We start from the raw sequence: 24,515 nt of genomic DNA, 5'->3' as shown, positions 1-24,515 counted from the left end.
CGGGCACGACCTCGTCCTCGTCGGCCTCGGTGCCGTAGAGGGCGCGCCAGCCCGGAACCTTCACCACGCTGCCGGTGATGACGAAGCGCTTCTGCCCGAGCGGCGTCGCCAGGTCGGCCGTGACCGTGGTGCGGGCGTCGATTCCGTCGGCCATGTGGGCGGCGAGGAAATTCTTGGCGATGAGCAGCCACAGCCGCAGCGCCTCGGGCGCCGCGTCGCCCGGACCCGGCACTTTGCGCAAGGGGACGATGGCGTGGTGCTCGCCCGGATCCTTGACGTAATGGCCCTTCGGTCCGCGGCGGATCTGCGGCGTCGCCGGGTTGTGGGCGGCAAGGTCCTTGTCGGCGGTCGCGATCGCCGCCAGCACCGCGGCGGCGTCCTTGGCTTGCGAATCCGGCAGGTGCACCGATTCGGTGCGGGGATAGCTGAGATAGCCCTTGTCGTAGAGGGCTTGCGCGTGGCGTGCCGTCACCTGCGGGTCCCAGCCGAAGCGCTTGGCGCAGGCGCGGGCGAGGGTATCCTTGGAGAAGAGCTTCAGGGGCGTCCGGCGCACGTCCTTCTGCACGACCGCGAGCGGGCCGGCCCAGCCCTCCGCCGCGTCGCGGATCGTCTCGGCATCCTCGATCGCGAAGATCTTGTCCTTCGGCGCGTGCCAGAGCGTCAGGCTCGCGCCGCTCTCCGTCGTCACCGGCAGGGCGATCTTGTAGAAGTCGCGCGGCACGAAATTGCGGATGCGCTCCTCGAGGTCGGCCAGGATGGCGAGCGTCGGCGTCTGCACGCCGCCGAAGCGCCAGGGTTCGCGGAAGGCCGGCGGGCGCAGGCGCAAGGACACCGCCCGGGTGCCGTTCAGGCCGAGATGCCAATCCTCGTATTGCCGGCACAGGGCTTCGAGATAGGCCGCATAGTCGCGCTCGCCGGAATCGTCCTCCTTGGCCAGCAGCCCGAAGGCGCGGCGGATCGAGATCTCGTCGAGGGCGCCAAGGCGCAGGCGGTCCACCCGGCCGCGCCAGCCGAGATGCTCCAGCACCTCCCAGGCGATCATCGAGCCCTCGCGGCCCGGATCGGTCGCGATGATCACCCGCTCGACGCCATCGAGCGCCTGCCGGATCGCCGCGAGTTTCGGCGCATGCGACTGGCCCGAGCGGCCATGACCGGGAGCGACCGGCAGGCGCTCCATGGCGATCGGCAGCGCATCGAAGCGCCAGGGCTTCCAGTCCGGCCGGATCTCCCCGGGTTCGGCCACTTCCAGAAGGTGCCCTTCCGCGGCGACGCAGACCGTGCTCGGCGAACGGAAGAACCGCTGCACCTGCCGCATCGCCGAGGGCTTCTCGAAGAAGAACAGCGTCTTGCCCGCGCCAGCCTTGCCGGACGACGCCGTGCTCGAGGAGTTCCTCGCCGAGGGGTTCTTGCTCGAGGGGGTCTTGCCGCCTGAGTCCGGGCCGGACGAGGATTGCCCGGGAGAGGGGGCCTGCGCCATGGCCACGGGACGCTCCTGAAGGGCCGAGCCTGCCGAACGAAGCAGGAACATAGACCGGCGCGGGCCACGCGGTCAATGTCCGCCCCCGGCGCGTGTGCGGGCCCAGCCAGGTGCGGGGACGCACGGTTCGCGCAGCGGCGTCATTGCGGACTATCGGGCTTGTGGCACTCTGTGACTTGTGAATAGGGAACAGGGCCAAGTCACATGCAGACCGTTTTTCGCTCAAGACTGCGGGTGGTTGCCGCGATAGTGTCCGTTTCATTGTCCGTAGCGTCCCTCGCGGCGGCCGGTCCGGCCGCCGCCCAGAGCCTGCCCTTCGGCCTCGACGACGTGGCCGGGGGGGCGATCCCGCGGGATTCCCTGGTCTTCCACGGCAACTACTGTGGGCCGGGCAGCCGCGGCGCCGGCCGGCCGCCGATCGACGCCCTCGACGCGGCCTGCATGCGCCACGACGCCTGCACGCCACCGCCGGGCCGTGGCCTGCCGACCTGTTCCTGCCACGCCCGGCTCCAGCGCGAGGCGGAGGCGGTGGCGCGCAATCCCCGTCAACCGGACGACCTGCGGAGCCTCGCTGGCCTCGTCTCCGCCGGCGCCACTCAGCTTCCCTGCCGCTGATCCGCTCCATCATCCCCGATCGATCGCCCCGGCGCCGCCCCCGCGCCGGGGCGATGCCGTTCCGGGCACCAGGGCCTTCGCGGTGCCCAGTGGCGTGGAAACATCCCTTGCGCCGTCTCCGATCATCACATAAAGATATCTTTATGTTTCGCATCGGAGGTGAGGAGCCCCCCGGCATGTCCGCCATCGTCCCCTTCGCCGACGCTTTGGGCGTGCTGCGTGCCGCCGCGGAGGAGACGCGCCTGCGCATCCTGGTGCTGCTCGGCGAGGGCGAATTGTCGGTCTCAGACCTGACCGACATCCTGGGCCAGTCGCAGCCGCGCATCTCCCGCCACCTGAAGCTGCTGGTCGAGGCCGGGCTGGTGGTGCGCCACCGGGAAGGCGCCTGGGCGTTCTTCCGCCTGCGCGAGGGGGTGGCCGGGCTGGTGGCGCCGCTCATCGCCGCCCTCGACAAGGCCGAGCCGCCGCTTTCCGAGGACCGGGCCCGGCTCCAGGCCGTGCGGGCGCAGCGCGCCGACGCCGCCCAGACCTTCTTCGCGCGGCTCGCACCGCAATGGGACCGGGTGCGGTCGCTGCACGTGCCGGAGGCCACCGTCGAGGCGGCGGTGCTCGACGCCCTCGGGGCGGGCCCGATCGGCAGCCTCGTCGATCTCGGCACCGGCACGGGGCGGATGCTCGGCCTGCTCGCGCCCCGGGCGAAGCGGGCGACGGGGCTGGATGCCAACCACGCCATGCTGTCGGTGGCCCGCGCCAATCTGGAGCGTCAGGGCCTGACCCGGATCGACCTGCGGCAGGGCGACATCCACGCGCCGCCCTTCGGCCGGGCGAGCTTCGACCTCGTGCTGATCCACCAGGTGCTGCACTACCTCGACGACCCGGCCCGAGCCCTGCGCGAGGCCGCCCGCCTCGTCGCACCGGGCGGTCGCCTCCTTGTTGTCGATTTTGCCCCTCACACCCTCGAATTCCTCCGCGAGGACGAAGCGCATCGTCGCCTCGGCTTCGCACCCGAGCAGGTCGCGGGCTGGCTCTCCGAAGCCGGCCTGACCGACGTGCGGCTGCGCCACCTCGCCCCTGCCGGGGGCGCGGAGCATCAGCTGACCGTCACGCTCTGGCTCGCCCACCATCCCGAAGCCGCGTCCGGCCTGCCCGACCGCGCCGTCGCCTGATCCGCTCCCTTCCGCCGAGGCCGCCGATGATCCCCACCGCCTTCCGCCCGAGCCGCGAGAGCCGCCGCCCGATCCGCGTCTCGTTCGAGTTCTTCCCGCCCAAGACCCCGGAGATGGAGACGACCCTGTGGTCGTCGATCGAGCGCCTGGCGCCGCTCGGCCCCAGCTTCGTCTCGGTGACCTACGGCGCCGGCGGCTCGACCCGGGAGCGCACCCACAACACCGTCGCACGGCTCGTGCGCGAGACCGAGCTGAAGCCCGCCGCCCATCTCACCTGCGTGGCCGCCACCAAGAGTGAGGTCGACGAGGTGGTGGGCGCCTATTACGAGGCCGGCGTGCGCCACATCGTGGCGCTCCGCGGCGACCCGGCCGAGGGTGTGGGCACCGCCTACACGGCACATCCGGGCGGCTACGAGCGCTCCTGCGACCTCGTCGCCGGCATCAAGCGCATCGGCGACTTCGAGGTCTCGGTCTCGGCCTATCCCGAGCGCCACCCCGAGGCCGGCTCTCTCGACCAGGACCTCGACGCGCTGAAGGCCAAGGTCGATTGCGGCGCCGACCGCGCCATCACCCAGTTCTTCTTCGACAACGACCTGTTCTTCCGCTACCTCGACCGGGTGCAGTCGCGGGGAATCGACATCCCGATCATCCCCGGCATCCTGCCGGTGCAGAACTTCAAGCAGGCCGCCAGCTTCGCCCGCCGCACCGGTGCCTCGGTGCCGGACTGGCTCGCCGCCCGCTTCGACGGGCTGGAGGACGACGTCGCCACCCGCAAGCTGGTCGCCGCGGCGGTCGCCGCCGAGCAGGTGCTGGACCTCGTCGACCGCGGCATCACCGACTTCCACTTCTACACCATGAACCGCGCCGACCTGGTCTACGCGATCTGCCACCTGCTCGGCCTGCGCGCGGCGCCGGTGGTGGCGGAGAAGGCGGCGGCCTGATTGTTCGGCACCCCCACCGCTGACAGTCTTCCGGGCCGCATGATGCGGCCCGGCGCGATTCCGCATCGACCGCACTGCCCGACACTCGCTGGAACCCCCTCCCGATGACCGATTTCCGCCCCGCCGACGGTGCCGACATCCTGACCGCCCTGCGCCGGCGCGCGGCGGAGAAAATCCTCGTCCTCGACGGGGCGATGGGCACGGTGATCCAGCGGCTCGGCCTGACCGAGGCGGATTTCCGCAGCGACCGTTTTCGCGATCACGCCCATGACCAGAAGGGCAACAACGACCTCCTGATCCTCAGTCAGCCCGACGCGATCCGGCAGATCCACCTCGACTACTTCCTGGCCGGCGCCGACGTCGTCGAGACCAACACCTTCTCGGGCACCACCATCGCCCAGGCCGATTACGGCATGGAAGCGGTGATCCACGAGCTGAACGCGCAAGGCGCGCGGCTCGCGCGCGAGGCGGCCTTGCTCGCCGAGAAGCAGGACGGGCGCCGCCGCTTCGTCGCCGGCGCCATCGGCCCGACCAACCGCACCCTGTCGATCTCGCCGGACGTCAACAATCCGGGCTACCGCGCCGTGACCTTCGACCAGGTCCGCGACGCCTATGCCGAGCAGGTCCGCGGCCTGATCGCCGGCGGCGCCGAGCTGATCCTGATCGAGACGGTGTTCGACACGCTGAACGCCAAGGCGGCGGTGGCGGCGTCCTGGCAGGTCTTCGAGGAGACCGGCACCCGCCTGCCGATCATGATCTCGGGCACCATCACCGATCTCTCGGGCCGCACCCTGTCGGGCCAGACCCCGACGGCGTTCTGGCACTCGCTGCGCCACGCCGAGCCGCTGACCTTCGGCCTCAACTGCGCGCTCGGCGCCCGCGAGATGCGCGCCCATATCGACGAATTGTCGCGCGCCTGCGACACGCTGATCTGCGCCTACCCGAATGCCGGCCTGCCGAACGAATTCGGCCTCTACGACGAGAGCCCGGAGGCGATGGCCAAGCTCGTCGGCGAGTTCGCCGAGAGCGGCCTCGTCAACATGGTCGGCGGCTGCTGCGGCACCACGCCGGACCACATCCGGGCCATCGCCGGGGCGGTCGCCGGCAAGGCGCCGCGGCGGGTCCCCACCGTAAAGCCCCTGATGCGGCTCTCAGGGCTAGAGCCGTTCACGCTGACGCCCGAGATCCCATTCGTGAACGTGGGTGAGCGCACCAACGTCACCGGCTCGGCGCGCTTCCGCAAGCTCGTCACCAACGGCGACTACGCCGCCGCCCTCGACGTCGCCCGCGACCAGGTCGCGGCCGGCGCCCAGATCATCGACGTCAACATGGACGAGGGCCTTCTGGATTCCCAGAAGGCGATGGTCGAGTTCCTGAACCTCGTTGCCGCCGAGCCCGACATCGCCCGCGTCCCGGTGATGATCGATTCCTCGAAGTTCCCGGTCATCGAGGCCGGCCTGAAATGCGTCCAGGGCAAGGCGATCGTGAACTCGATCTCCCTCAAGGAGGGCGAGGAGAAGTTCATCGCGGAAGCGAAGATCTGCCGCTCCTACGGCGCCGCCGTGGTGGTGATGGCCTTCGACGAGCAGGGCCAGGCCGATTCGCTCGCGCGCAAGGTCGCGATCTGCACCCGCGCCTACAAGGTCCTGACGGAGCGGGTCGGCTTCCCGCCCGAGGACATCATCTTCGATCCCAACGTCTTCGCGGTGGCGACGGGCATCGAGGAGCATGACGGCTACGGCGTCGCCTTCATCGAGGCGGCCCGGATCATCCGCGAGACCCTGCCCCACGCCCATATCTCGGGCGGCATCTCGAACCTGTCCTTCGCCTTCCGCGGCAACGAGCCGGTGCGCGAGGCGATGCACGCGGTGTTCCTGTACCATGCGATCAAGGTCGGCATGGATATGGGCATCGTGAATGCCGGCCAGCTCGCGGTCTATGACGAGCTGCCGGCGGAGCTGCGCGAGCTGTGCGAGGACGTGGTCCTCAACCGCCGCTCCGACGCGACCGAGCGCCTGCTCGACGCCGCGGCCCGCTTCAAGGAAGGCGGCCAGGCGCGCGACAAGACCGCCGACCTCGCCTGGCGCGAGGCGCCGGTCGGGAAGCGCCTGGAGCATGCCCTGGTCAACGGCATCACCGAGTATATCGAGGCCGATACCGAGGAGGCGCGCTCACAGGCCGAGCGTCCGCTCCACGTCATCGAGGGCCCGCTGATGGCCGGCATGAACGTGGTCGGCGACCTGTTCGGCGCCGGCAAGATGTTCCTGCCGCAGGTGGTGAAGTCGGCCCGCGTCATGAAGCAGGCGGTGGCCTACCTGATGCCGTTCATGGAGGCGGAGAAAGCCGCCAATGGCGGCGTCGGCGGCCGGCAATCGGCCGGCAAGGTCCTGATGGCGACCGTCAAGGGCGACGTCCACGACATCGGCAAGAACATCGTCGGCGTCGTTTTGGCCTGCAACAACTACGAGATCATCGATCTTGGCGTGATGGTGCCGGCGGCCAAGATCCTGGATACGGCGCGGCGTGAGAAGGTCGACATCGTCGGATTGTCCGGGCTCATCACCCCGTCGCTCGACGAGATGGTCCATGTCGCGGCCGAGATGGAGCGCGAGGGCTTCGACGTGCCGCTGCTCATCGGCGGCGCGACGACGAGCCGGGTCCACACCGCGGTGAAGATCCACCCAGCCTATGCCAAGGGGCAGGCGGTCTACGTGACCGATGCCAGCCGCGCCGTCGGCGTGGTCTCGAACCTGCTGTCGCCCGACACCAAGGTGCAGACCATCGAGACCGTTCGGGCCGAGTACAAGCGCGTCGCCGAGGCCCATGCCCGGTCGGAGGCCGACAAGCAGCGCCTGCCCCTCGCCAAAGCCCGCGCCAATGCCTTCAAGGCCGACTGGTCGGCGTACACGCCGGTCAAGCCGACCTTCACCGGCACCAGGGTGTTCCGCAGCTACGAGGTGGCGGAGCTGGTTCCCTATATCGACTGGACGCCGTTCCTTCAGACCTACGAGTTCAAGGGCCGCTACCCGGCGATCCTCGACGACCCCGAGCAGGGACCGGCCGCCCGCGCCCTGTTCGAGGATGCGCAAGCCATGCTGCGCCAGATCGTCGAGGGGCGCTGGTTCAACCCGAAGGCGGTGATCGGCTTCTGGCCGGCCAACGCGGTGGGCGACGACATCCGGCTGTTCACCGGCGAGAGCCGGACCGAGACGCTCGCGACCTTCCACGGCCTGCGCCAGCAGCTCTCGAAGCGCGACGGGCGGCCCAATACCTGCCTGTCGGACTTCGTGGCCCCTCGCGAGAGCGGGCTCTCCGACTATGTCGGCGGCTTCGTGGTCACGGCGGGCCTGGAGGAGGTGCGGATCGCCGAGCGCTTCGAGCGCCAGAACGACGATTACAAGTCGATCCTGGTCAAGGCGCTCGCCGACCGCATCGCCGAAGCCTTCGCCGAGCGGATGCACGAGCGGGTGCGCCGGGAATTCTGGGCCTACGCCGCCGACGAGACCTATGGCCCGGCGGATCTCGTCACCGAGCCCTATGCCGGCATCCGCCCGGCCCCGGGCTACCCGGCCCAGCCCGACCACACCGAGAAGACCACCCTGTTCGACCTGCTCCAGGCCGAGCCGCGGATCGGCGTCAGGCTCACCGAATCCTACGCGATGTGGCCGGGCTCGTCGGTCTCGGGCCTCTACATCGCCCATCCGGACGCGCATTACTTCGGCGTCGCCAAGGTGGAGCGCGACCAGGTCGAGGATTACGCCGTCCGCAAGGGCATGGACGTGGCCGAGGTCGAGCGCTGGCTGGGCCCGATCCTGAATTACGACGCAGCGCGGTATCGCGCAGCGGCGGAGTAGGGGGACGCCTGCTTCCGGGGACGGCCCGTCGTCTTGATGGGCCGCAACCCCGGAGGTGCGCATGATCGAGCCCGAAAAGCCGGTGCCGGGAAGCTGGGATCGGCTCAGGAGCGAGTGCAACCACTCGATGACGATGTCGAGGCAGCCCTGAACGAGTCGGTCGAGATGCCGGTCGACATTCCAGGACAGTGGGATTGGCTCCATCGGCTCGTCGGCCCGCTGGACGACGACTTCGTGCAAGCGGCCACCGAGCAACCGCAGCTACCTGCTGACGGGACGGTGGAGGAGGACGAACCCACCACCCGACCCGGGCTTGACCGCCGCGCCCGCCCCGGCTCAAAGCTGAGCTTGAGGATGCGGGAAGGATCGGGGATGCGGACAGGACCAGGGAGGCTCGCCCTCGTCGCCGTGGCGGGCGCCGTCGCGGCGGCGGCCGGCTGCACCGAATTTTCCTACATCTCGAAGACCTATGTCGGCCTCCAGCCGCAGGTGGTCACGATCGGCTGCAACGACCCCTACGAGGTCTACGACCAGCGCCAGCAGCGCAAGGTCCTGATCGTCTCGAACAACCTGCGGGAGATCACCGGCTGCGGCCTTGAGGGCAAGGACCCGGCCCTGACCCGCCGGCGCCGCTTCTCGGAGGCCGCCGCGACCTACCTCAAGGAGACGGCGCGGGAGACCTGCACCATCGTCGGCGAGACGGTGTTCACCGATCTCCAGACCGAGTTCGCCTATTCCTGCGCCGAGCCGGTCGAGAAGCCCGGCACCAAGGTGCCGCGCCTGCCCGGCCGATACTGATACCGTCGGCCCAAGATGCTGACGCATCGATGCGATCTCGGGCAGGCCCGAGATCGGCGGGGCCGATGACCCATCTCGAATTTTCGATATCAAACCAAAGATTTGGCAAAAATTCGAGAACGGTACCAACGGTCGTTTCCAACGACCGTTGGTACGAGCCCCCTCAATCCTGGTCATGAGCCGGCGGGTGCGGGAAGGTGCGCTCGGCCGCGTCCCCGGCGGCGGCCAGCATCGCCCGGGCGAAGCGGCGCGCCTCGGCCCGGTCAAGGGCGATCGCCGCCGTGACCGGCGCGCCGTGGAGGTCGGCGAGGTCCAGTTCGAGCCGCACGCCCGCCTCGGTCGGCGTCACCCGCAGGGTCCAGTCGCGATCGCTCATCCGTCCGCATCAGCTCTTCGAGGGCGAAATACCCCAACCCTCGGCCCTATAGACCAATTTCCGGTGAGGTCGATGGGTCCGCGGCGGTTGACGCTGCGGCCGTCGCCGTGGTCGACCCGCGCCGGACATCGAACCGAGGGAATCGGACCATGAGCGAGATCGTCTTCCGCACCGGCGAGGCCACGGTGCTGGCGGCCGAGGGCCAATACACCGATGCGATGCCCGAGGTGCTGATCGGCTCGGTGCGCGGCCCGGTGGGGCAGGCTTTCGCCGCGATGATGGGGCAGGTCCAGGGCCATACCCGGATGTTCGTGGTGCGCGACCTCAACCAGCTGGTGCGCCCGGCCACGATGATGACCACCAAGGCGACGATCCACACCGCCGACTACGTCGAGTTGCTCGGCGGGGTGGTCCAGGCGGCCACCGGCGACGCCATCGTCGATTGCATCATCGAGGGCATCCTGCCCCGCGACGGGCTCGACGAGCTGTGCATGATCATCATGATCTGGCTCGACCCGCGCTGCGCCGAGGACCCGAACCTCGATCGCAAGGACCTCTACCGCACCAATTACGAGGCGACGAAGCTCGCCATCGCCCGGGCGCTGAAGGGGGAGCCGACGGTCGACGAGCTGATCGCCAACCGCCACACCGTGCGCCACTACGCCCTCGATGGTGTGCTCGACGACGAGACCTGACAGGCGGCGACTCCAGGCGGCGCCTCTCCGGCCTCTGCGCAGTTGACCGCAGCTTGACAGCACAGCAAGGTGCGCCGCCCGCGAGATTGACACACGGCGCGGGCGGTTCATCACGCCTTGGGGCCAAACGATGCGTCCACTCCGCGCTGCGTTGATCCTGTCTGCCGCCCTCTCCGCATGGGCCGTCCTGTCCGGGGCGGGCTTTGCGCAGCAGCCTCAGGGAGGGGCGCCGCAGCCACAGGCGCCGGCGGGTGGGCGAGCCGCCACCCCGGCGCAATCGCCGATCACCATCTGGGATGCCCGGATCGCCGCCGGCGACCTGATCGTGTCCGGGAGCGTCGGCAAGGCCGGGGTGGTCGTCACCCTCGACGACGACATCCCGGTCACCTCGGACAAGCGCGGGCGCTTCACCCTGAAGGTGCCTTACGTGCCGCAGAACTGTGTCGCGACGCTCAAGGCCGGCGAGGCGTCCCGCGAGATCGCGGTGGCGAATTGCGGCGCCACCGGCGCCCCGGGCGCGAAGGGCGAGCCGGGCCCGACCGGGCCGCAGGGCGTGGCCGGCCTCGCCGGGCCGCCCGGCCCGAAGGGCGATGTCGGTCCCAAGGGGGAGCCGGGTCCCAAGGGGGAGGCCGGGCCTAAAGGTGAGCCTGGGCCCAAGGGAGAAGCGGGTCCGAAGGGCGAAGCGGGGGCCAAGGGCGAAGCGGGTCCGAAGGGCGAGCCTGGTCCCAAGGGGGAGCCTGGTCCGAAGGGCGAGGCGGGTCTCAAGGGGGAGCCTGGTCCGAAGGGCGAGGCGGGTCCCAAGGGACAGCCCGGTCCGAAGGGCGAGGCGGGGCCGGCTGGTCCGCAGGGGCCGGCCGGATCGGCAGGAATGGCTGCCGCGGCCGGCGCGGCGCTGCCGTTCCGGATGCTGCGCACCGACGGCTGCTCCAAGCCGCATTGCGAACTCGTCTGCGACGAGGGCGAGACCTTCGTCTCGGCCTATTGCCTGCGCGGCGGCACCGCGAACTTCACCCGCCGCGAGAGCGGCGAAGCCGTCGCGATGTGTTCGCCCGACAGTTCCGGCATGGTCGGGTTCTGCGCGAAGCTGTAAGTCTGAGTTCGTTCGCCGACAGTCTTCTCACCCTCCCTGTCATTCCGGGGTCGCCAAAGGCGAGAGCCCGGAATCCGGACCCGCTCGTGGTTCAGAATCACGCGGATGGCGCACCGCTTTATCCACGGTCCGCCTGAGTGTCTGGATTCCTGGCTCCGCTGCGCGGCCCCGGGATGACGAGGAGGATGGAACGACCGCAGCCGCATTCTCGACGCGGCCTGACGATCATCTCCATCACCGCTCCCCGAGCCACGCCAGCACCCCGTCTGCCGCGGCCCGGCCACTGGCGAAGCTCGCCTGGAGCAGGTAGCCGCCGGTCGGCGCCTCCCAGTCGAGCATCTCGCCGGCGAGGAAGGTGCCCGGCCGGGCCCGCAGCATCAAACGGTCGTCGAGATCCGCGAAGGTGACGCCGCCGGCGCTGGAGATCGCCCGCTCGATCGGCCGCAGGCCGGTGAGCCGCAGCGGCGCTGCCTTGATCAGCGCCGCCAGGGCACCGGCCTCCGTCGGCAGGTCGCGCGCCGCCTCGCGCAGCAGGCCGGCCGCCTGTGGGCTCAAGGACGCGGCCTTGCGCAGGATCGTGGCGCGGGATTCCTTCGGCCGCGCCCCTGCGAGGCGGCGGGCCAGGGTGGCTTCGTCGAGATCCGGCCGCAGGTCGAGGGCGACCCGGGCCTCGCCCCGGGCTTCGATCGCCTCGCGGATCGGGCGTGACAGCGCGTAGACCGCCCCGCCCTCGATCCCCTCGCGGGTGATCACCGCCTCGCCCCGCACCTGGGTCGGGCCGAGGCGGAGCGCGATGCGCTTGAGCGGCGCACCGGCGAAGCGCTCGGCGAAGACCGGCGACCACTCGGCGGTGAAACCGGCATTGGCGGGGCGGAGCGGGCTCACGGCGACGCCCTGGGCCTCCAGCACCGGCACCCAGGCACCGTCCGAGCCGAGCCGCGGCCAGCTCGCGCCGCCGAGCGCCAGCACCGTCGCGTCGGCCCGCAGGGTCTCCGGGCCGGTCTCGCCCGCCAGGGTGAGCGCGCCGTCCGCGTCCCAGCCGATCCAGCGGGTGCGGGTGCGCAACCGGACACCGAGCCGGTCGAGCCGGGCGAGCCAGGCCCGCAGCAGCGGCGAAGCCTTGAAGGTCTGCGGAAACACCCGGCCGCTCGATCCGACGAAGGTCGGCTGGCCCAGCGCCTCGCACCAGTCGCGCAGGGCTTGCGGCGGAAACGCCCGGATCGCCGCGTCAAGGCGTCGCTCCGGCGGGGCATAGCGGGCGAGGAAGCGCTCCAGCGGCTCGCTGTGGGTGAGGTTGAGGCCGCCGCGTCCGGCGATCAGCAATTTGCGGGCGGGGGAGGGCATCCGCTCGATCACCGTGACCCGCAGGCCCGCCTCCGCCAGGATCTCGGCGGCGGAGAGGCCCGCAGGCCCCCCACCGATCACCGCCACATCTGCGCTCGCCTGTGTCATGCCGCGCGGAAAGCCGCGACGCGGGCGGGCCTGTCAACCTGTCGCCGAGGCGGGAGACGAAAAATAAGACCGTGGCCGTCGGCCCCGGCTGCCCTTGAACCGCCGCCATCCGGGACTTACGTCACCGCCATCGGCTGCGGGCCCCTCTGGCGAGTGGCGCAACGCGCGCTCGTGATGTCGGAGCCGATGCTTTCTCCCTCGAAGCATCACGGTCCCGCGATGGTCGATTTCCTGTACATGACGTGGCTCGGCAAGCCGATCTGGATGTGGCTCGGCTTCCATGCCGTCATCTTCGTTCTGCTCGCCCTCGATCTCGGTCTCCTGCACCGCGACAAGAGCCGCGAGATCGGCGTGAAGGAGAGCCTTCTCCTCACCGCCTTCTATCTCAGCCTCGGCCTGCTCTTCGGCGGCTGGGTCTGGTGGTATCTCGGGCCGCAGGCGGGCCAGGAATACCTGGCCGGTCTCGTGGTCGAGAAGTCGCTGTCGATGGACAACGTCTTCGTCATCGCGGTGATTTTCGGCTATCTCGGCATCCCCCGCAACGCACAGCACCGGGTCCTGCTCTGGGGCATCCTGGCGGCGATCGTGCTGCGCGGCCTGATGATCGGGCTCGGCGCCGCCCTCGTCCACCAGGCCGAATGGGTGCTGACCATCTTCGCCGCCTTCCTGATCTATGCCGGCATCAAGATGCTGGTCTCCAGCGACGAGGAGGAGGGCGAGAGCAAGTCTGCCGACCGCTTCACCGCCTTCATGCGCAAGCACATGCGCGTGACCGACCAGCTCGACGGCCAGAACTTCACCACCCGCAAGCCCGATCCGGCGACCGGAAAGTCGGTCCTGTGGCTCACGCCGCTCGCCCTGGCGCTGGTGCTGGTGAACGGCGCCGACGTGATCTTCGCCGTCGACAGCGTGCCGGCGATCTTCGCCATCACCACCGACACCTATGTGGTCTACACCTCGAACATCTTCGCGATCTTAGGCTTGCGCGCGCTCTATTTCGCGCTCGCGGCGATGGTCGACCGCTTCGCCTACCTCAAGACCGCGCTCGCCCTGATCCTGATCTTCATCGGCCTGAAGATCGTGGTGGCGGATACGTTCGGGTTGGTCGAGGTCCAGCCCTGGGTCGCGCTGGTCGTGACCGTGGTGCTGCTGGCGGGCGGCATCGTCTACAGCCTCTGGCGCACCCGCGGCGCGGTGGAGGCTCCGGCCGAGATCCCGCCTCAGGCTCAGGTCCCGCCCCGGGCCGACCTGCCGCGCGAGCGGCTCGGCAGCAGCCACGGGTGAGAAGAAGGGGGCGCTGCGGCGCCCCTCGCCCCGTGCGGGAGAGGGGTGAGGGCGATCGAAGATCGCGCAGGGCGACACGCTTCCAAGTAACACCAACGGCCGAAGATGCTGACGCATCGATTCGATCTCGGGCAGGCCCGAGATCGACGCGGCCGTTGCTCCATCGCGAATTGTCGATGCCAAGCCCCGATGTCCGGGATTTTGGGCTTGGCGAAAATTCGCGAACGGCACCAACGGTCGTTTTCTTTCGACCGTTGGTGTAAAGCTAAGACCGTCGTGCCGGTAGCGGAACGGTCTGAGCAGTTCGAGGAAGCGGAGCACCCTCAACCCCCTGCCCCTCTCCCCACGGGAGAGGCGGATGTTGCTCTGCCGTTCTTCGCGCGGATCAAGCGGAGATCGTCGGCGTCCTCACGCCGCCCCGCTCTCCGCCCCGGGCATGTCCCGCGCCAGGACCAGGAGCGCACGTTCGGGCAAGCGCAAGCCTCCGCCGCTGGGAACCGCCGCGCGCCCGACCGGCCTGCCATCCGGCGCCGTGGTGTCGAAGAGCGGCGTCCACGGCCCGCCGACGATTCCGGCAAGCTGGAACGCGATCGCCGCCTCTCCCGCATTGGCGAGGATCAGCAGGCGCCGCCCGTCCGGGGCGTCGTTGCCGATCTGCATGCCGAAGGCCCGGCGCTCGCCGTCGCCCCAGGCGGCGTCGTCCATCTCGGCGCCGCAGGGCGAGAGCCAGTGCACGTCCTTGAGGCCCCCTGCCGCCACGGTCTCGCCGGTGAGGAACTTGCGCCGGCGGAGCGCCCGGTGGTCGCGACGGAGCGCCAGGAGGTTGCGCACGAAGTCGGTGAGGTGTGGGTCGCCGCCATCCGTCTCCCAATCGACCCAGGAGGTCGCATTGTCCTGGCAATAGGCGTTGTTGTTGCCGCCCTGGCTGCGCGAGCGCTCGTCGCCCATCAGCAGCATCGGCACGCCCTGGGCCAGCAGGATCGTGGCCAGCAGGTTGCGCTTCTGGCGCGCCCGCACCGACAGGATGGCGGGGTCGTCGGTCGGCCCCTCGACGCCGTAATGGCGCGAGACGTTGTGGCCGTGGCCGTCGCGGTTGCCCTCGCCGTTGGCCTCGTTGTGCTTCTCCTCGTAGGAGACGACGTCGGCGAGCGTGTAGCCGTCATGCGAGGCGATGAAGTTGATGCTGGCGGACGGCCCGCGGCCGGAGGCGGAGAAGATTTCCTTCGAGCCGGTGAGCCCCTGCGTCAGCTTCGGCAACTGGCCGGCATCGCCGCGCCAGAAGCCGCGGGCGGCGTCGCGGAACTGGTCGTTCCAGTCGCTCCAGCCGACCGGAAAGCCCCCGAGCTGGTAGCCGCCCATGCCGATGTCCCACGGCTCGGCGATGAGCTTGACCCGCGACAGGAGCGGGTCCTGCGCCATCGCCTGGAGCACCGCGGCGCGGGGGGTGAAGTCGTGGGGGGCGCGGGCGAGGCTCGAGGCGAGGTCGAAGCGGAAGCCGTCGATCCGGTAGGTCTCGACCCAGTGGCGCAGCGAATCGAGCACCATCTGCATCACCCGCGGCACCGCCACGTCGAGGGTGTTGCCGCAGCCGGTGCAGTCGATGTCGCGGCGCGGGTCGTCGGGATTCAGCTTGTAGTAGCTCGCATTGTCGATGCCGCGGAACGACAGGCTCGGGCCGGTCTGGTCACCCTCGCAGGTGTGGTTGTAGACCACGTCCATCAGCACCTCGATGCCGGCGGCGTGGAGATGATGGATCGCGCTCTTCAGCCCGGCGGCGCCGGCCGGCCCGAGATAGCGCGGCTCGGGCGAGAAATAGTTGAGCGGCGAGTAGCCCCAGAAGTTCGTCAGGTCCTTCTCGACCAGGAAGCGGTCGTCGACGAACGCCTGGATCGGCAGCACCTCGATCGCCGTGACGCCGAGGCGCACGAGGTAATCGACGATCGCCGGGTGGCCGAGGGCCGCGTAGGAGCCGCGCCAGGGCAGCGGCACGCCCGGATGGGTCTGGGTCAGGGCCCGGACATGGGCCTCGTAGATCACGCTGTCGACGAGCGGATGGCGCAAGGGCGGATCGCCGTGGAGAGACGCCTCGGGCGCGGTGACCACGCCCTTCGGCATCATCGGCGCGCTGTCGCGCCGGTCCAGCACGTCCTCCCGGTGGCTGCCGCGGCGATAGGGATAGAGCGCATCGTGCCAGCGCACCCGGCCCTGGATCTCGCGGGCATACGGATCGAGCAGGAGCTTGTGCGGGTTGAAGCGGTGGCCCCGCGCCGGCTCCCAGGGGCCGTGGACGCGATAGCCGTAGAGCTGGCCCGGCAGCACCCCCGAGAGATAGCCGTGCCAGACGTCGTCGGTGCGGCGCGGCAGCCGGACCACGTCGATCTGGACGCGGCCCGTCGGATCGAACAGGCACAGGTCCACCGCCGTGGCATGGGCGGAGAACAGCGCGAAATTGACCCCGCGCCCGTCGAAATGGGCGCCGAGCGGGGCCGGTGCCCCGTCATCGAGTGCGATCATCCGGTCCGTCATTCCCTCGGGCGCGAGCCTGTCCGGCCCCGACCATGCCCGCGGACCGCCCGGCTGCCAAGCTGAGGCGGAGCCCCGTCCTCACGCCGCCGCGTCCGCCGGCGCGCGGGAGACGAGGGCCACCGCCTCCCGCAGGGTGTGCAGGCCGGCATCCGGCCGGGTGCCGGCGACCGAGAGATGGCGCCGGTAGGGCCGGGCCCCCGGCCGGCCGTTGAACAGCCCGAGCATGTGCCGGGTCATGGCGTGCAGGCGCAGGCCCTCCTGGAGCCGGGCCGCGATGTAGGGCTCGTAGGCCTCGACCGCCGCGAACGGGTCGGCCACCGGCGCCGGCACCCTGAACAGCGCGGGATCGACGCCGAGGAGCAGGGACGGCTCCGCATAGGCCGCGCGGCCGAGCATCACCCCGTCGAGGGCGAGGCCGTCCCGTGGTTCGAGTTCGGCCTTGGCGGTCGCGAGATCCGGCAACCCGCCATTGAGGGCGATCGGAAGACCGGGATTGTCGGCCTTGAGGCGGTGGACCCGGCCGTAATCGAGGGGCGGGATGTCGCGGTTCTCCTTCGGCGACAGGCCCTTGAGCCAGGCTTTGCGGGCATGCACGATCAGCGCGTCGACGCCGGCCGCCCGGACGGACGCGGTCAGCGCGTCGAGCGCCGCCTCCGGATCCTGGTCGTCGACGCCGATGCGGCACTTCACCGTCACCGGCACAAAGACCGCCGCCTTCATGGCGGCGACGCAGTCACCGACGAGGGCCGGCTCGCGCATCAGGCAGGCGCCGAACCGCCCGTCCTGCACCCGGTCGGAGGGGCAGCCGACATTGAGGTTCACCTCGCGGTAGCCGAAGTCTTGCGCGATGCGGGCCGCCGCCGCGAGGTCGCCCGGATCCGACCCGCCGAGCTGGATCGCCACCGGATGCTCCCGGGCATCGAAGCCGATCAGCCGCTCCCGCGGCCCGTGCAGCACCGCCCCGGTCGTCACCATCTCGGTGTAGAGCAGGGCGCGGGCCGAGAGGGTGCGGTGGAACGCCCGGCAATAGCGGTCGGTCCAGTCCATCATGGGGGCGACGGAGAAGCGCCAGGCGCCGCCCCCGCCGGGTCCGTCGGTCGTATCAGCCATCATGCCGGGCGGTATGCCGCATCGCGCGCCGTCGTTCCAGGCGACGGGCCGCCGCCCGTCACGCCGCCTTCACGCCGTCGAGGAACGCATCGACCTCGCCGCGCAGGCCCGTCGCGGTGCCGGCGAGCGCCTCGGCGGCGGCGAGCACCCGGGCGGCGGCGGCGCCTGCGCCCTCGGCATCGTGCCGCACCTCGCGGATGCCGGTCGAGACCACCTGCGTGCCTTGCGCCGCCTCGCCGACGTTGCGGGCGATCTCCTGCGTCGCCGCGCCCTGCTGCTCCATGGCAGCGGTGACGCCGGTGGCGATCTCCGACATCTCGCCGATCACGCCGCCGATCGCCTGCAACGCCGCCACTGCCTCCCGGGTCGCATCCTGGATGCGGGCGATCTGGCCGCCGATCTCCTCCGTCGCCTTGGCGGTCTGGCCGGCGAGCTGCTTGACCTCGGCGGCGACCACCGCGAAGCCCCGGCCCGCCTCGCCGGCGCGCGCCGCCTCGATGGTGGCGTTGAGCGCAAGCAGGTTCGTCTGCCCGGCGATGCCCTGGATCAGGGCCACCACCTCGCCGATGCGGTCGGCGCCGGCGGCAAGCGCCGCGATGACGGCGTCGGTCTCCCGGGCGCGATCGACGGCATGGGTCGCCTTCTCGGCCGAGTGCGCGACCTGGCGGGCGATCTCGCGGATCGAGATCGCCATCTCCTCCGTCGCGGCGGCGACCGTCTCGACATTGGCCGAGGTGCGCGCGGCAGCCTCCGCGACTTCGGCCGACCGGGCATTGGTGCGCGCCGCCGCCGCCGACATCGAGGCCGCCGTGCCCTGCATGGCGTCCGCCGCCTGCGACAGGTCCCGCGTCGAGGACGACATCGTCGCCTCGAACCCCGCCGTCAGCGACCCGAGCCTGTGGGCCCGGTCCGCTTCGGCGCGAGCGGCCTGCGCGGCCTCGGCGTCGCTCCGCGCCTTGGCGGCCAGCGCCTTCTGGAACACCCCCACCGCCTGCGCCATGCCGCCGATCTCGTCGCGCCGCTCCTGCCCCAAGACCATCACGGAGAGATCGCCCGCGGCGAGCGCCCGCATCGCGGCGCCGAGCTGCCCGATCGGCCGCACGATGCTGCGGGCGAGCCACAGCGCCGCCGCGATGCCGAGGGAGGCGGCGAGCGCCACTCCGGCGAGAAGCAGGAATTCGGCGCTGCGCCGCTCGGACCCGATCCGGGCGATCTCGCCGTCGCCGGCCGCGTGGGCGGCGCTGACGAGGGCGGTCAGGTGGCGATCGCGCTCGGCCACGATCGCCCGCTGGGCGGCATTCGCCGCCACGATGCCCGGCACCTTGCCCTTGATGTCCCGCACCTTCGCGATCAGGTCCTCGATCGATTGCCGCGCGGGCGGATCGGTCTCGACCCGGTGAATCGTCTCGATCGCCTTCAGCAGCGCGTCGGCGCTCGCGACGACCGCCCCGCCCTCGTTCTTGGTCGAGGGGTCCTTGGCCGAGGGGTCCTTGGCCGAGGGGTCCTTGGCCGAAGGGTCCTTGGCCGAGACATCCTTGGCCGAGAACAGGGTGATCTCGGCGATCTGGAGCGACTTCGACGCCTCGATCGCCTGCGCGCTGGCGCCGAGGAGGGCCGCCGCCCGCTCGACCCGGTCCTGCTCCTCTTGCAGGCGGGCCTGGACCGCGAGACCGGCATTGCTCTGGACCTGCTCGACCTCCCGCAGGGCCGCCATGATGGCGGCGAAGGACGTCGTGATCGTCTCGGCCCGTCCCGCCTCCTCCGGGGGGAGGTCGATGGCGTCGAAATAGTCGTCCAGGGCGTTGCCGGCGGCCTTGGCCGGGACGCGCATCGCGTCCTGCCCGGCGAGGCGTTTGAGGATCGACGACAGCAGCCGGTACCGCTCGGCGATGGCCGCCCGGTCGCTCTTCGGAGCCTGCTCGCTGTTGCGCATCTCCAGGGCGCCGCGGACCGCCGCACCCGCGAGCGACCCTGCGGCGGCCGCCTCCTTGAGCGCCTCGACGCTCTCCTGAAGGGCCCGGCTCGCCGCCGCGAGGCGCGCCTTCTGCGCCTCGCCGATCCGGCCGGCCGCCGCCTGCACGTCCTCGATCAGGCGACGATGCTCGGCCTCGACCCGCGCCTTGCGGTCCTGTTCCGCGGCGTAGGCGGTGCGGGTCTGCGCGAAGGCGTCCACGCCGCGCGCCATCGCCTCCGCCTCCGGGACGGCGGCGAGGCTGGCCCGGACCTGGGCGAGGCCGTCCGTCACAGCCCGCTCCCACCGGCCGTCGGCATCGTGCAGCGACCGTTCCGCCGCCAGCGCGAGGTCGCCCGCGCGGCCCGCGAGCGTCTGCGCCGCGTTCGCGGTGTCCACCCGGGCGGCGAAGCCGGACAGGCTGACCCAGCCCGAGGCGGCGACGCCGGCGGTCAGCGCCAGCATCACCGAGAAGCCGCAGAGGAGGCGCGCCTTGATCGTCATCGAAGCATCAAACCCGGGTCAACCTGTCACCGGGAGCTTGATTATGACAATCAGATTAAGTTCGGCTTAAGACTTCGCCCAATGATTGATCATGCGCCGCACAAAAATCCCAGGTCGCGGCAGGGCGGTGGTCACTCCATCCTGAATACGGGCGATCCACGCTCAGTGGCCGTGCTTGCAGGCCGGGCCGTGGACATGGTCATGGCCGTGATCGTGGCCGTGATCATGCCCATGGTGATCGTGGCCATGGCCGTGGTCGTGATGGGCATGATGGCCGTGATGCGCGTGGTCGTGATGGTGGTGGGCGTGATCCTCGTGCGCGTGATGCGCGTGCCCATGGTGAGCGTGGTCGTGGTGAGCGTGGTCGTGCCCGCAGGTGCTGTGGTCGTGGGCCGCCGCCTCCTTCTCCGGGCGGAACGGGCGCTCCAGCGCCGTCGCGGCGCAGCCCTGGCCGCGGATCAGCTCCGCCACCACCGGATCGTCGAGGACATAGAGCGCGTCCGCCGTCACCTCGGTCTGGACGTGGTTGCTGCCGAGCTGCCAGGCCAAGCGGGTCAGGCGGACCGGGTTCTCGGCCGTGACCGCCAGCAGGGCCTGCGGGGCGGCGAGGATCCGCACCAGCCTGCCGTCATCGAGGCGCACCGCGTCGCCATCCTCCAGGATGGTCTCGCGGTCAAGGTCGAGCTGGAAGGCGAGGCCGCTCCGGGCCGTCAGCGCGGCACTGCGGCGGGAGCGGGCGGCATGGTCGAGGGCGATCTCGTCGGCGATGGCGTCGGGGCGCACGGCGGCTTTGCGGACGATGGTGGTGGCGCGCTGCATCGGGACCTCACGGGCATCATGCCGGGGATTTCGCCTCTCCTGTAGAGCATTTGCCGGGGCCGTGGCAGGCCCTCGCGCGGCTCCCCGCCTGTGTGGCCGCGCTGCCGCACCCGGACCGTTCCTGACCGGGTCGGGCTTGCCTCGGGGAACCATCGGACGGCTAAGCTCATTTCGCGTTCAGCCACGTTACGGCTACGCTCGGAGGCAGGGTGCGGGGTCGACGACCCGGTGCCGGATCGTCACAAGCACGAGGGGAAGACACCATGAAGAAGCTCATCGCCGCCACGCTCGCCGGCGCTCTGGCGCTGTCGCTCGGCGCCTGCAACACTCCGGGTGACCGCGCCGCCGGCGGCGCTGCCCTCGGCGGCCTGACGGGTGCGGCGATCGGCGCGGCGGCCACGGGCCGGGCCGGCGGCGCGCTCGCGGGCGGCCTGATCGGCGCGGCCGGCGGCGCCGTGGTCGGCGCGGCCACCGCCCCGCAATGCCCCTACGGCACCTACCGCGACCCCTACGGCAACGTGTATTGCCGCTGATCGGCCTCGCGTGAGGTCCGGCGGCCCGTCCGCCGGATCTGCTGCCACATTCCGCAGACGGCTCGGGGGCGCTACAAGGACGTCATGACGTCCTTGCCTCCCCGAGCCCCGACATCTCCTCTCTCGCCGGCCGAGACTCCTCTCTCGCCGGCCGAGACCCGGAGGCGGGCGTGAGCCACAGCCTGTGGGGCAAGCTCGGCGGTGCGGGCCTCGGGCTCGCCGCTGGCGGTCCGCTCGGCGCGCTGATCGGCGCGGTGGCGGGCCATTTCCTGCTCGACCGCGAGGGCTCGCTGTTCGGACCCACCCCGCGGGAGGTGGTGTTCACCACCGGCCTCGTCGCGCTCGCCGCCAAGATGGCGAAGTCGGACGGGGTGGTGACCCCCTCCGAGGTCGCGGCCTTCGCCGATATCGTGCAGGTGCCGGATGGCGAGCGCGCCGGGGTCGAGCGGCTGTTCGACCTCGCCAAGCGCACCACCAGCGGCTTCGACGGCTATGCCCGCCAGGTCGCCGACGCCTTTCACGATGAGCCGGCCCTGCTCGAGGACGTGCTCGACGGCCTGTACCACATCGCCAAGGCGGACGGTGCCATCCACGAGAGCGAGGCGCGCTACCTCGCCGAGGTGGCGGCGATCTTCGGCGTCGACGAGGCGCGCTTTGCCGCCATCACCGCCCGTCACCTGCGGCTCGCCGACGATCCCTACGAGGTGCTGGGCGTCGACCGCGCCCTCACCGAGCCTGAGCTGAAGGCGCGCTACCGGGCGCTGGTCTCGGAGAACCATCCCGACCGGGCCATCGCCCGCGGCCTGCCGCCCGCCGCCGTCGCCATCGCGACCCGGCGGCTCGCCGCCATCAACGCCGCCTATGACCGCATCGCCGCCGAGCGGCGCCTGAGCTGACCTGATGAGCCTCACCCCCGACAGCCCGGTCGCCACCCAGGTGGTGCCCTCTCCCAACCACGACGAGCGGACCCTGCCGGTCGATGCGCTGATCCTGCATTACACCGGCATGGCGAGCGCCGGCGCGGCGCTGCTGAGGCTCTGCAACCCGCTCTCCAAGGTCTCGTCGCATTACCTCGTCTTCGAGGAGGGACGGGTGGTGCAGATGGTGCCGGAGGCCCGTCGCGCCTGGCATGCCGGCGTCTCGGCCTGGGAGGGCGTGCGGGACCTGAACTCGCGCTCGATCGGGATCGAGATCGCCCATCCGGGCCACGCGGAGGACGGCACCGTCGCGCCCTATCCCGAGGCGCAGATGGCGGCGGTGACGGCGCTCTGCCGCGACATCCTCGGCCGCTGGCCGATCCGGCCCGACCGGGTGCTCGGGCATTCCGACATCGCGCCCGAGCGCAAGATCGACCCGGGCGAGAGCTTCTCGTGGCTGGCCCTGCATCGGGACGGCATCGGTCACTGGGTGGCGCCGGCGCCGATCCGCGACGGGCGGTTCTTCGCGGAGGGCGATGCCGGCCAGCCGATCGAGGCGCTGCAATCAATGTTCGCGCTCTACGGCTACGACGTGCCGGTGAGCGGCACCTTCGACGCCCGGACGAAGGCGGTGGTCACCGCCTTCCAGCGCCATTTCCGGCCGGCCCGGGTCGACGGCGTCGCCGACGCCTCGACCATCACCACCCTGCGCGACCTGCTGGCGGCCAAGCCCGTGTGACTCGTCGGGGGTTTTATCCCGCCGCCAGCCGCTTGCGCTGGACCTTGCCGTTCGGGGTCCGCGGCAGCGTCTCCAGGAAGACGACCTCCCGCGGGCACTTGTAAGCCGCCAGTCGCTCGCGGCACCAGGCGAGGAGTGCGTCCCGCGCCGGCTCCGCGCCGGGCTTCGGGACCACGAAGGCGGCGATCACCCGCACGTCGTCGCGGACCGGCAACTCGGCCACCGCCACCTCCTGCACCGCCGGATGGGCGATCAGCACGCTCTCGACCTCGTTCGGCGACACCCGGTAGCCGAAGGCGTTCATGATGTCGTCGTTGCGGCCTTCGAACCAGACGTAGCCGTCGGCATCGAGGGAGGCGAGGTCGCCGCCCACGAACCATTCGCCCCGCATCACGGCCGCCTCTTCCTCCGGGCGGTTCCAGTAGCCGAGCATCAGGGCCGGGTCCGAGCGATGGATGGCGAGCAGCCCGACCGCACCCGCCGGCAGCGGCTCCGGCGCGCCCTCGACGGGCAGGATCGCGACACGCCGCCCGCGCTGCGGCTTGCCCGGCGAGCCGGGCTTGATCGGCACCCGGGGGCTCGTCGAGATATAGGTCGAGATCTCGCTCATCCCGAGCGCCTCGTACAGTGGCGTGCCGGTCGCCGCCTGCCACTCGGCGAGCAACTGGGGCGACAACGCCTCGCCCGCCGTGATGCCGTGGCGGAGCGACGTCAGGTCGTGGGCGGAGAGATCGGCGTATTTGAGGATTTGCCGGTAGAGGCTCGGCACCGCCGCGAACAGGGTGGCGCGGTGGCGGGCGATCAGCGCCGGCCATAAGCCGGGATCGCGCCGGCCGTGATAGAGCACCGTCGTGGCGCCCCGCGCCCACGGATCCTGGATGCCGACCCCGAGGGTGTAGGTCCAGTTCATGGTGCCGGCATGCAGCACCACGTCGTCCTCGCGCAGGCCGAGCCAATCGTCGTGCATCGGGCGCCGGCCCCAGAGGGTGCGATGGGCGTGCAGCACGCCCTTCGGCCGGCTGGTGGTGCCGGAGGTATAGACCAGGGTCGCGGGATCGTCGGCGGCGGTGTCGGCATACGAGTCGAGGGGCGGACCGGCCCGCAGGCGGGCGATGTCGTCGCGGCGCAGCACGATCCGGCCGCGGCACGCCTCCGGGTCGAGGGGGCAGTCGTCGGCGGCAGCGATCACCGCGGCGCCGGAATCCTGCATCAGGAACGCCGCCTCGGCCGCCGTGAGCTGCGGCGAGGAGGGTTGCGCCACGAGCCCGGCGGCGAGGGCCGCGAAGTAGGCGATGACGTAATCCGCGTCGTTGCCCATGCGGATCATCACCCGGGCCCCCGGCGGCAGGCCGAGATCCCGCAACCCCGCCGCGACGCTCCGCACCGCCCGGTCGATCTCGGAGAAGGTCATGGTGTCGGCCCGGCCCCCGTCGCCGGCCATGACCAGGGCCGGCTTGTCGCCGCGCTCCCGCGCATTGGCCTCCAGGCAGTAGCGGGCGCCGTTGAAGCGGGGCGGCGGCTGACGGTCGTCGGGCAAGGGGCGGGCTCCGGGTGAGGGGAGGGAGCCTGTGCTAAGCCGACTTGCGTGGGCAGGCCAACGCTTCATCCGCTTCGGTTCTCGTTTCATCGCAGATTTTTGCCGCCGAACCGGTGCCCGCTTCGGCGACA

19 protein-coding genes are annotated in these 24,515 nt (G+C 71.0%); 11 read left to right on the top strand and 8 right to left on the bottom strand.

The window, feature by feature from the left end; translation table 11 throughout:
• On the bottom strand, positions 1-1,315 hold a 1,315-nt coding region (locus tag VP06_RS18435; protein ID WP_245291229.1), incomplete at its 3' end, for a DNA topoisomerase.
• Positions 1,316-1,738: 423 nt separating this feature from the next.
• Between VP06_RS18435 and VP06_RS18430 the strand changes: the two genes are divergently transcribed.
• The 5 genes from VP06_RS18430 (at position 1,739) to VP06_RS18410 (ending at position 8,851) form a co-directional block, all read left to right on the top strand.
• Positions 1,739-2,092 carry a phospholipase A2 family protein gene (locus VP06_RS18430; protein ID WP_342586829.1) on the top strand — a complete coding sequence of 118 codons (354 nt, stop codon included), beginning with the start codon at positions 1,739-1,741 and terminating at the stop codon, positions 2,090-2,092.
• A gap of 176 nt (positions 2,093-2,268) precedes the next feature.
• Positions 2,269-3,258 carry an ArsR/SmtB family transcription factor gene (locus tag VP06_RS18425; protein ID WP_048465240.1) on the top strand — a complete coding sequence of 330 codons (990 nt, stop codon included), beginning with the start codon at positions 2,269-2,271 and terminating at the stop codon, positions 3,256-3,258.
• A gap of 26 nt (positions 3,259-3,284) precedes the next feature.
• Positions 3,285-4,199, top strand: coding sequence for a methylenetetrahydrofolate reductase [NAD(P)H] (gene metF, locus VP06_RS18420; protein ID WP_048465239.1), 915 nt, complete (start codon positions 3,285-3,287; stop codon positions 4,197-4,199).
• Between the two features lie 104 nt (positions 4,200-4,303).
• On the top strand, positions 4,304-8,053 hold the full coding sequence (gene metH, locus VP06_RS18415; RefSeq protein WP_048465238.1) for a methionine synthase: 3,750 nt from the start codon (positions 4,304-4,306) through the stop codon (positions 8,051-8,053).
• A 372-nt stretch (positions 8,054-8,425) separates the two neighbouring features.
• Entirely contained in the window at positions 8,426-8,851 is a 426-nt protein-coding gene (locus VP06_RS18410; protein WP_048465245.1) for a hypothetical protein, read from the top strand.
• A gap of 163 nt (positions 8,852-9,014) precedes the next feature.
• Here VP06_RS18410 and VP06_RS18405 read toward each other — a convergent pair whose 3' ends face one another.
• Entirely contained in the window at positions 9,015-9,227 is a 213-nt protein-coding gene (locus VP06_RS18405; RefSeq protein ID WP_048465237.1) for a hypothetical protein, read from the bottom strand.
• A 149-nt stretch (positions 9,228-9,376) separates the two neighbouring features.
• Between VP06_RS18405 and VP06_RS18400 the strand changes: the two genes are divergently transcribed.
• Positions 9,377-9,922, top strand: coding sequence for a formaldehyde-activating enzyme (locus VP06_RS18400; RefSeq protein WP_048465236.1), 546 nt, complete (start codon positions 9,377-9,379; stop codon positions 9,920-9,922).
• A gap of 130 nt (positions 9,923-10,052) precedes the next feature.
• Positions 10,053-11,012 (top strand): collagen-like domain-containing protein, encoded by a 960-nt coding sequence (locus tag VP06_RS18395; protein WP_048465235.1) that lies wholly within the window; start codon positions 10,053-10,055, stop codon positions 11,010-11,012.
• Positions 11,013-11,246: 234 nt separating this feature from the next.
• On the opposite strand, the gene VP06_RS18390 is transcribed toward VP06_RS18395, so the two are convergent.
• Positions 11,247-12,464 (bottom strand): BaiN/RdsA family NAD(P)/FAD-dependent oxidoreductase, encoded by a 1,218-nt coding sequence (locus VP06_RS18390; RefSeq protein ID WP_048465234.1) that lies wholly within the window; start codon positions 12,462-12,464, stop codon positions 11,247-11,249.
• A 219-nt stretch (positions 12,465-12,683) separates the two neighbouring features.
• Here VP06_RS18390 and VP06_RS18385 point away from each other — a divergent pair, with 219 nt between their 5' ends.
• Positions 12,684-13,748: a TerC family protein gene (locus tag VP06_RS18385; RefSeq protein ID WP_048465233.1), complete on the top strand. Its 1,065-nt coding sequence runs from the start codon at positions 12,684-12,686 to the stop codon at positions 13,746-13,748.
• A gap of 408 nt (positions 13,749-14,156) precedes the next feature.
• Here VP06_RS18385 and glgX read toward each other — a convergent pair whose 3' ends face one another.
• From glgX to VP06_RS18365, 4 genes are all read right to left on the bottom strand, one after another.
• Positions 14,157-16,262 (bottom strand): glycogen debranching protein GlgX, encoded by a 2,106-nt coding sequence (gene glgX, locus VP06_RS18380; RefSeq protein WP_048465244.1) that lies wholly within the window; start codon positions 16,260-16,262, stop codon positions 14,157-14,159.
• Positions 16,263-16,352: 90 nt separating this feature from the next.
• Positions 16,353-17,384 (bottom strand): tRNA dihydrouridine(20/20a) synthase DusA, encoded by a 1,032-nt coding sequence (dusA, locus tag VP06_RS18375; RefSeq protein ID WP_082167480.1) that lies wholly within the window; start codon positions 17,382-17,384, stop codon positions 16,353-16,355.
• Between the two features lie 58 nt (positions 17,385-17,442).
• Positions 17,443-19,839 carry a methyl-accepting chemotaxis protein gene (locus tag VP06_RS18370; protein WP_053081904.1) on the bottom strand — a complete coding sequence of 799 codons (2,397 nt, stop codon included), beginning with the start codon at positions 19,837-19,839 and terminating at the stop codon, positions 17,443-17,445.
• Between the two features lie 162 nt (positions 19,840-20,001).
• A complete protein-coding gene (locus VP06_RS18365; RefSeq protein WP_048465232.1) occupies positions 20,002-20,658 on the bottom strand; it encodes an urease accessory protein UreE in 657 nt (218 codons plus the stop codon).
• Positions 20,659-20,921: 263 nt separating this feature from the next.
• Between VP06_RS18365 and VP06_RS18360 the strand changes: the two genes are divergently transcribed.
• From VP06_RS18360 to VP06_RS18350, 3 genes are all read left to right on the top strand, one after another.
• A complete protein-coding gene (locus VP06_RS18360) occupies positions 20,922-21,191 on the top strand; it encodes a hypothetical protein (RefSeq protein ID WP_048426387.1) in 270 nt (89 codons plus the stop codon).
• Between the two features lie 170 nt (positions 21,192-21,361).
• Entirely contained in the window at positions 21,362-22,087 is a 726-nt protein-coding gene (locus tag VP06_RS18355; RefSeq protein WP_048465231.1) for a J domain-containing protein, read from the top strand.
• A gap of 4 nt (positions 22,088-22,091) precedes the next feature.
• A complete protein-coding gene (locus VP06_RS18350; protein ID WP_048465230.1) occupies positions 22,092-22,847 on the top strand; it encodes an N-acetylmuramoyl-L-alanine amidase in 756 nt (251 codons plus the stop codon).
• 13 nt (positions 22,848-22,860) lie between these two features.
• On the opposite strand, the gene VP06_RS18345 is transcribed toward VP06_RS18350, so the two are convergent.
• Positions 22,861-24,384 carry an acetate--CoA ligase gene (locus VP06_RS18345; RefSeq protein ID WP_048465229.1) on the bottom strand — a complete coding sequence of 508 codons (1,524 nt, stop codon included), beginning with the start codon at positions 24,382-24,384 and terminating at the stop codon, positions 22,861-22,863.
• Between the last annotated feature and the right edge of the window lie 131 nt (positions 24,385-24,515).

It is taken from the genome of Methylobacterium aquaticum (assembly GCF_001043915.1).
GTDB classification, from domain to species: domain Bacteria; phylum Pseudomonadota; class Alphaproteobacteria; order Rhizobiales; family Beijerinckiaceae; genus Methylobacterium; species Methylobacterium aquaticum.
Note: the sequence above shows the minus strand (reverse complement) of the source record. Positions and strands in the feature narration are given on the sequence as shown.

What these genes read in the sequence shown, in the direction of transcription:
- VP06_RS18425 (WP_048465240.1), top strand. Translation starts at nt 2,269, where the DNA reads ATGTCCGCCATCGTCCCCTTCGCCGACGCTTTGGGCGTGCTGCGTGCC.
- metF (WP_048465239.1), top strand. Translation starts at nt 3,285, where the DNA reads ATGATCCCCACCGCCTTCCGCCCGAGCCGCGAGAGCCGCCGCCCGATC.
- metH (WP_048465238.1), top strand. Translation starts at nt 4,304, where the DNA reads ATGACCGATTTCCGCCCCGCCGACGGTGCCGACATCCTGACCGCCCTG.
- VP06_RS18410 (WP_048465245.1), top strand. Translation starts at nt 8,426, where the DNA reads ATGCGGACAGGACCAGGGAGGCTCGCCCTCGTCGCCGTGGCGGGCGCC.
- VP06_RS18405 (WP_048465237.1), bottom strand. Translation starts at nt 9,227, where the DNA reads ATGAGCGATCGCGACTGGACCCTGCGGGTGACGCCGACCGAGGCGGGC.
- VP06_RS18400 (WP_048465236.1), top strand. Translation starts at nt 9,377, where the DNA reads ATGAGCGAGATCGTCTTCCGCACCGGCGAGGCCACGGTGCTGGCGGCC.
- VP06_RS18395 (WP_048465235.1), top strand. Translation starts at nt 10,053, where the DNA reads ATGCGTCCACTCCGCGCTGCGTTGATCCTGTCTGCCGCCCTCTCCGCA.
- VP06_RS18390 (WP_048465234.1), bottom strand. Translation starts at nt 12,464, where the DNA reads ATGACACAGGCGAGCGCAGATGTGGCGGTGATCGGTGGGGGGCCTGCG.
- VP06_RS18385 (WP_048465233.1), top strand. Translation starts at nt 12,684, where the DNA reads ATGGTCGATTTCCTGTACATGACGTGGCTCGGCAAGCCGATCTGGATG.
- glgX (WP_048465244.1), bottom strand. Translation starts at nt 16,262, where the DNA reads ATGATCGCACTCGATGACGGGGCACCGGCCCCGCTCGGCGCCCATTTC.
- dusA (WP_082167480.1), bottom strand. Translation starts at nt 17,384, where the DNA reads ATGGCTGATACGACCGACGGACCCGGCGGGGGCGGCGCCTGGCGCTTC.
- VP06_RS18370 (WP_053081904.1), bottom strand. Translation starts at nt 19,839, where the DNA reads ATGACGATCAAGGCGCGCCTCCTCTGCGGCTTCTCGGTGATGCTGGCG.
- VP06_RS18365 (WP_048465232.1), bottom strand. Translation starts at nt 20,658, where the DNA reads ATGCAGCGCGCCACCACCATCGTCCGCAAAGCCGCCGTGCGCCCCGAC.
- VP06_RS18360 (WP_048426387.1), top strand. Translation starts at nt 20,922, where the DNA reads ATGAAGAAGCTCATCGCCGCCACGCTCGCCGGCGCTCTGGCGCTGTCG.
- VP06_RS18350 (WP_048465230.1), top strand. Translation starts at nt 22,092, where the DNA reads ATGAGCCTCACCCCCGACAGCCCGGTCGCCACCCAGGTGGTGCCCTCT.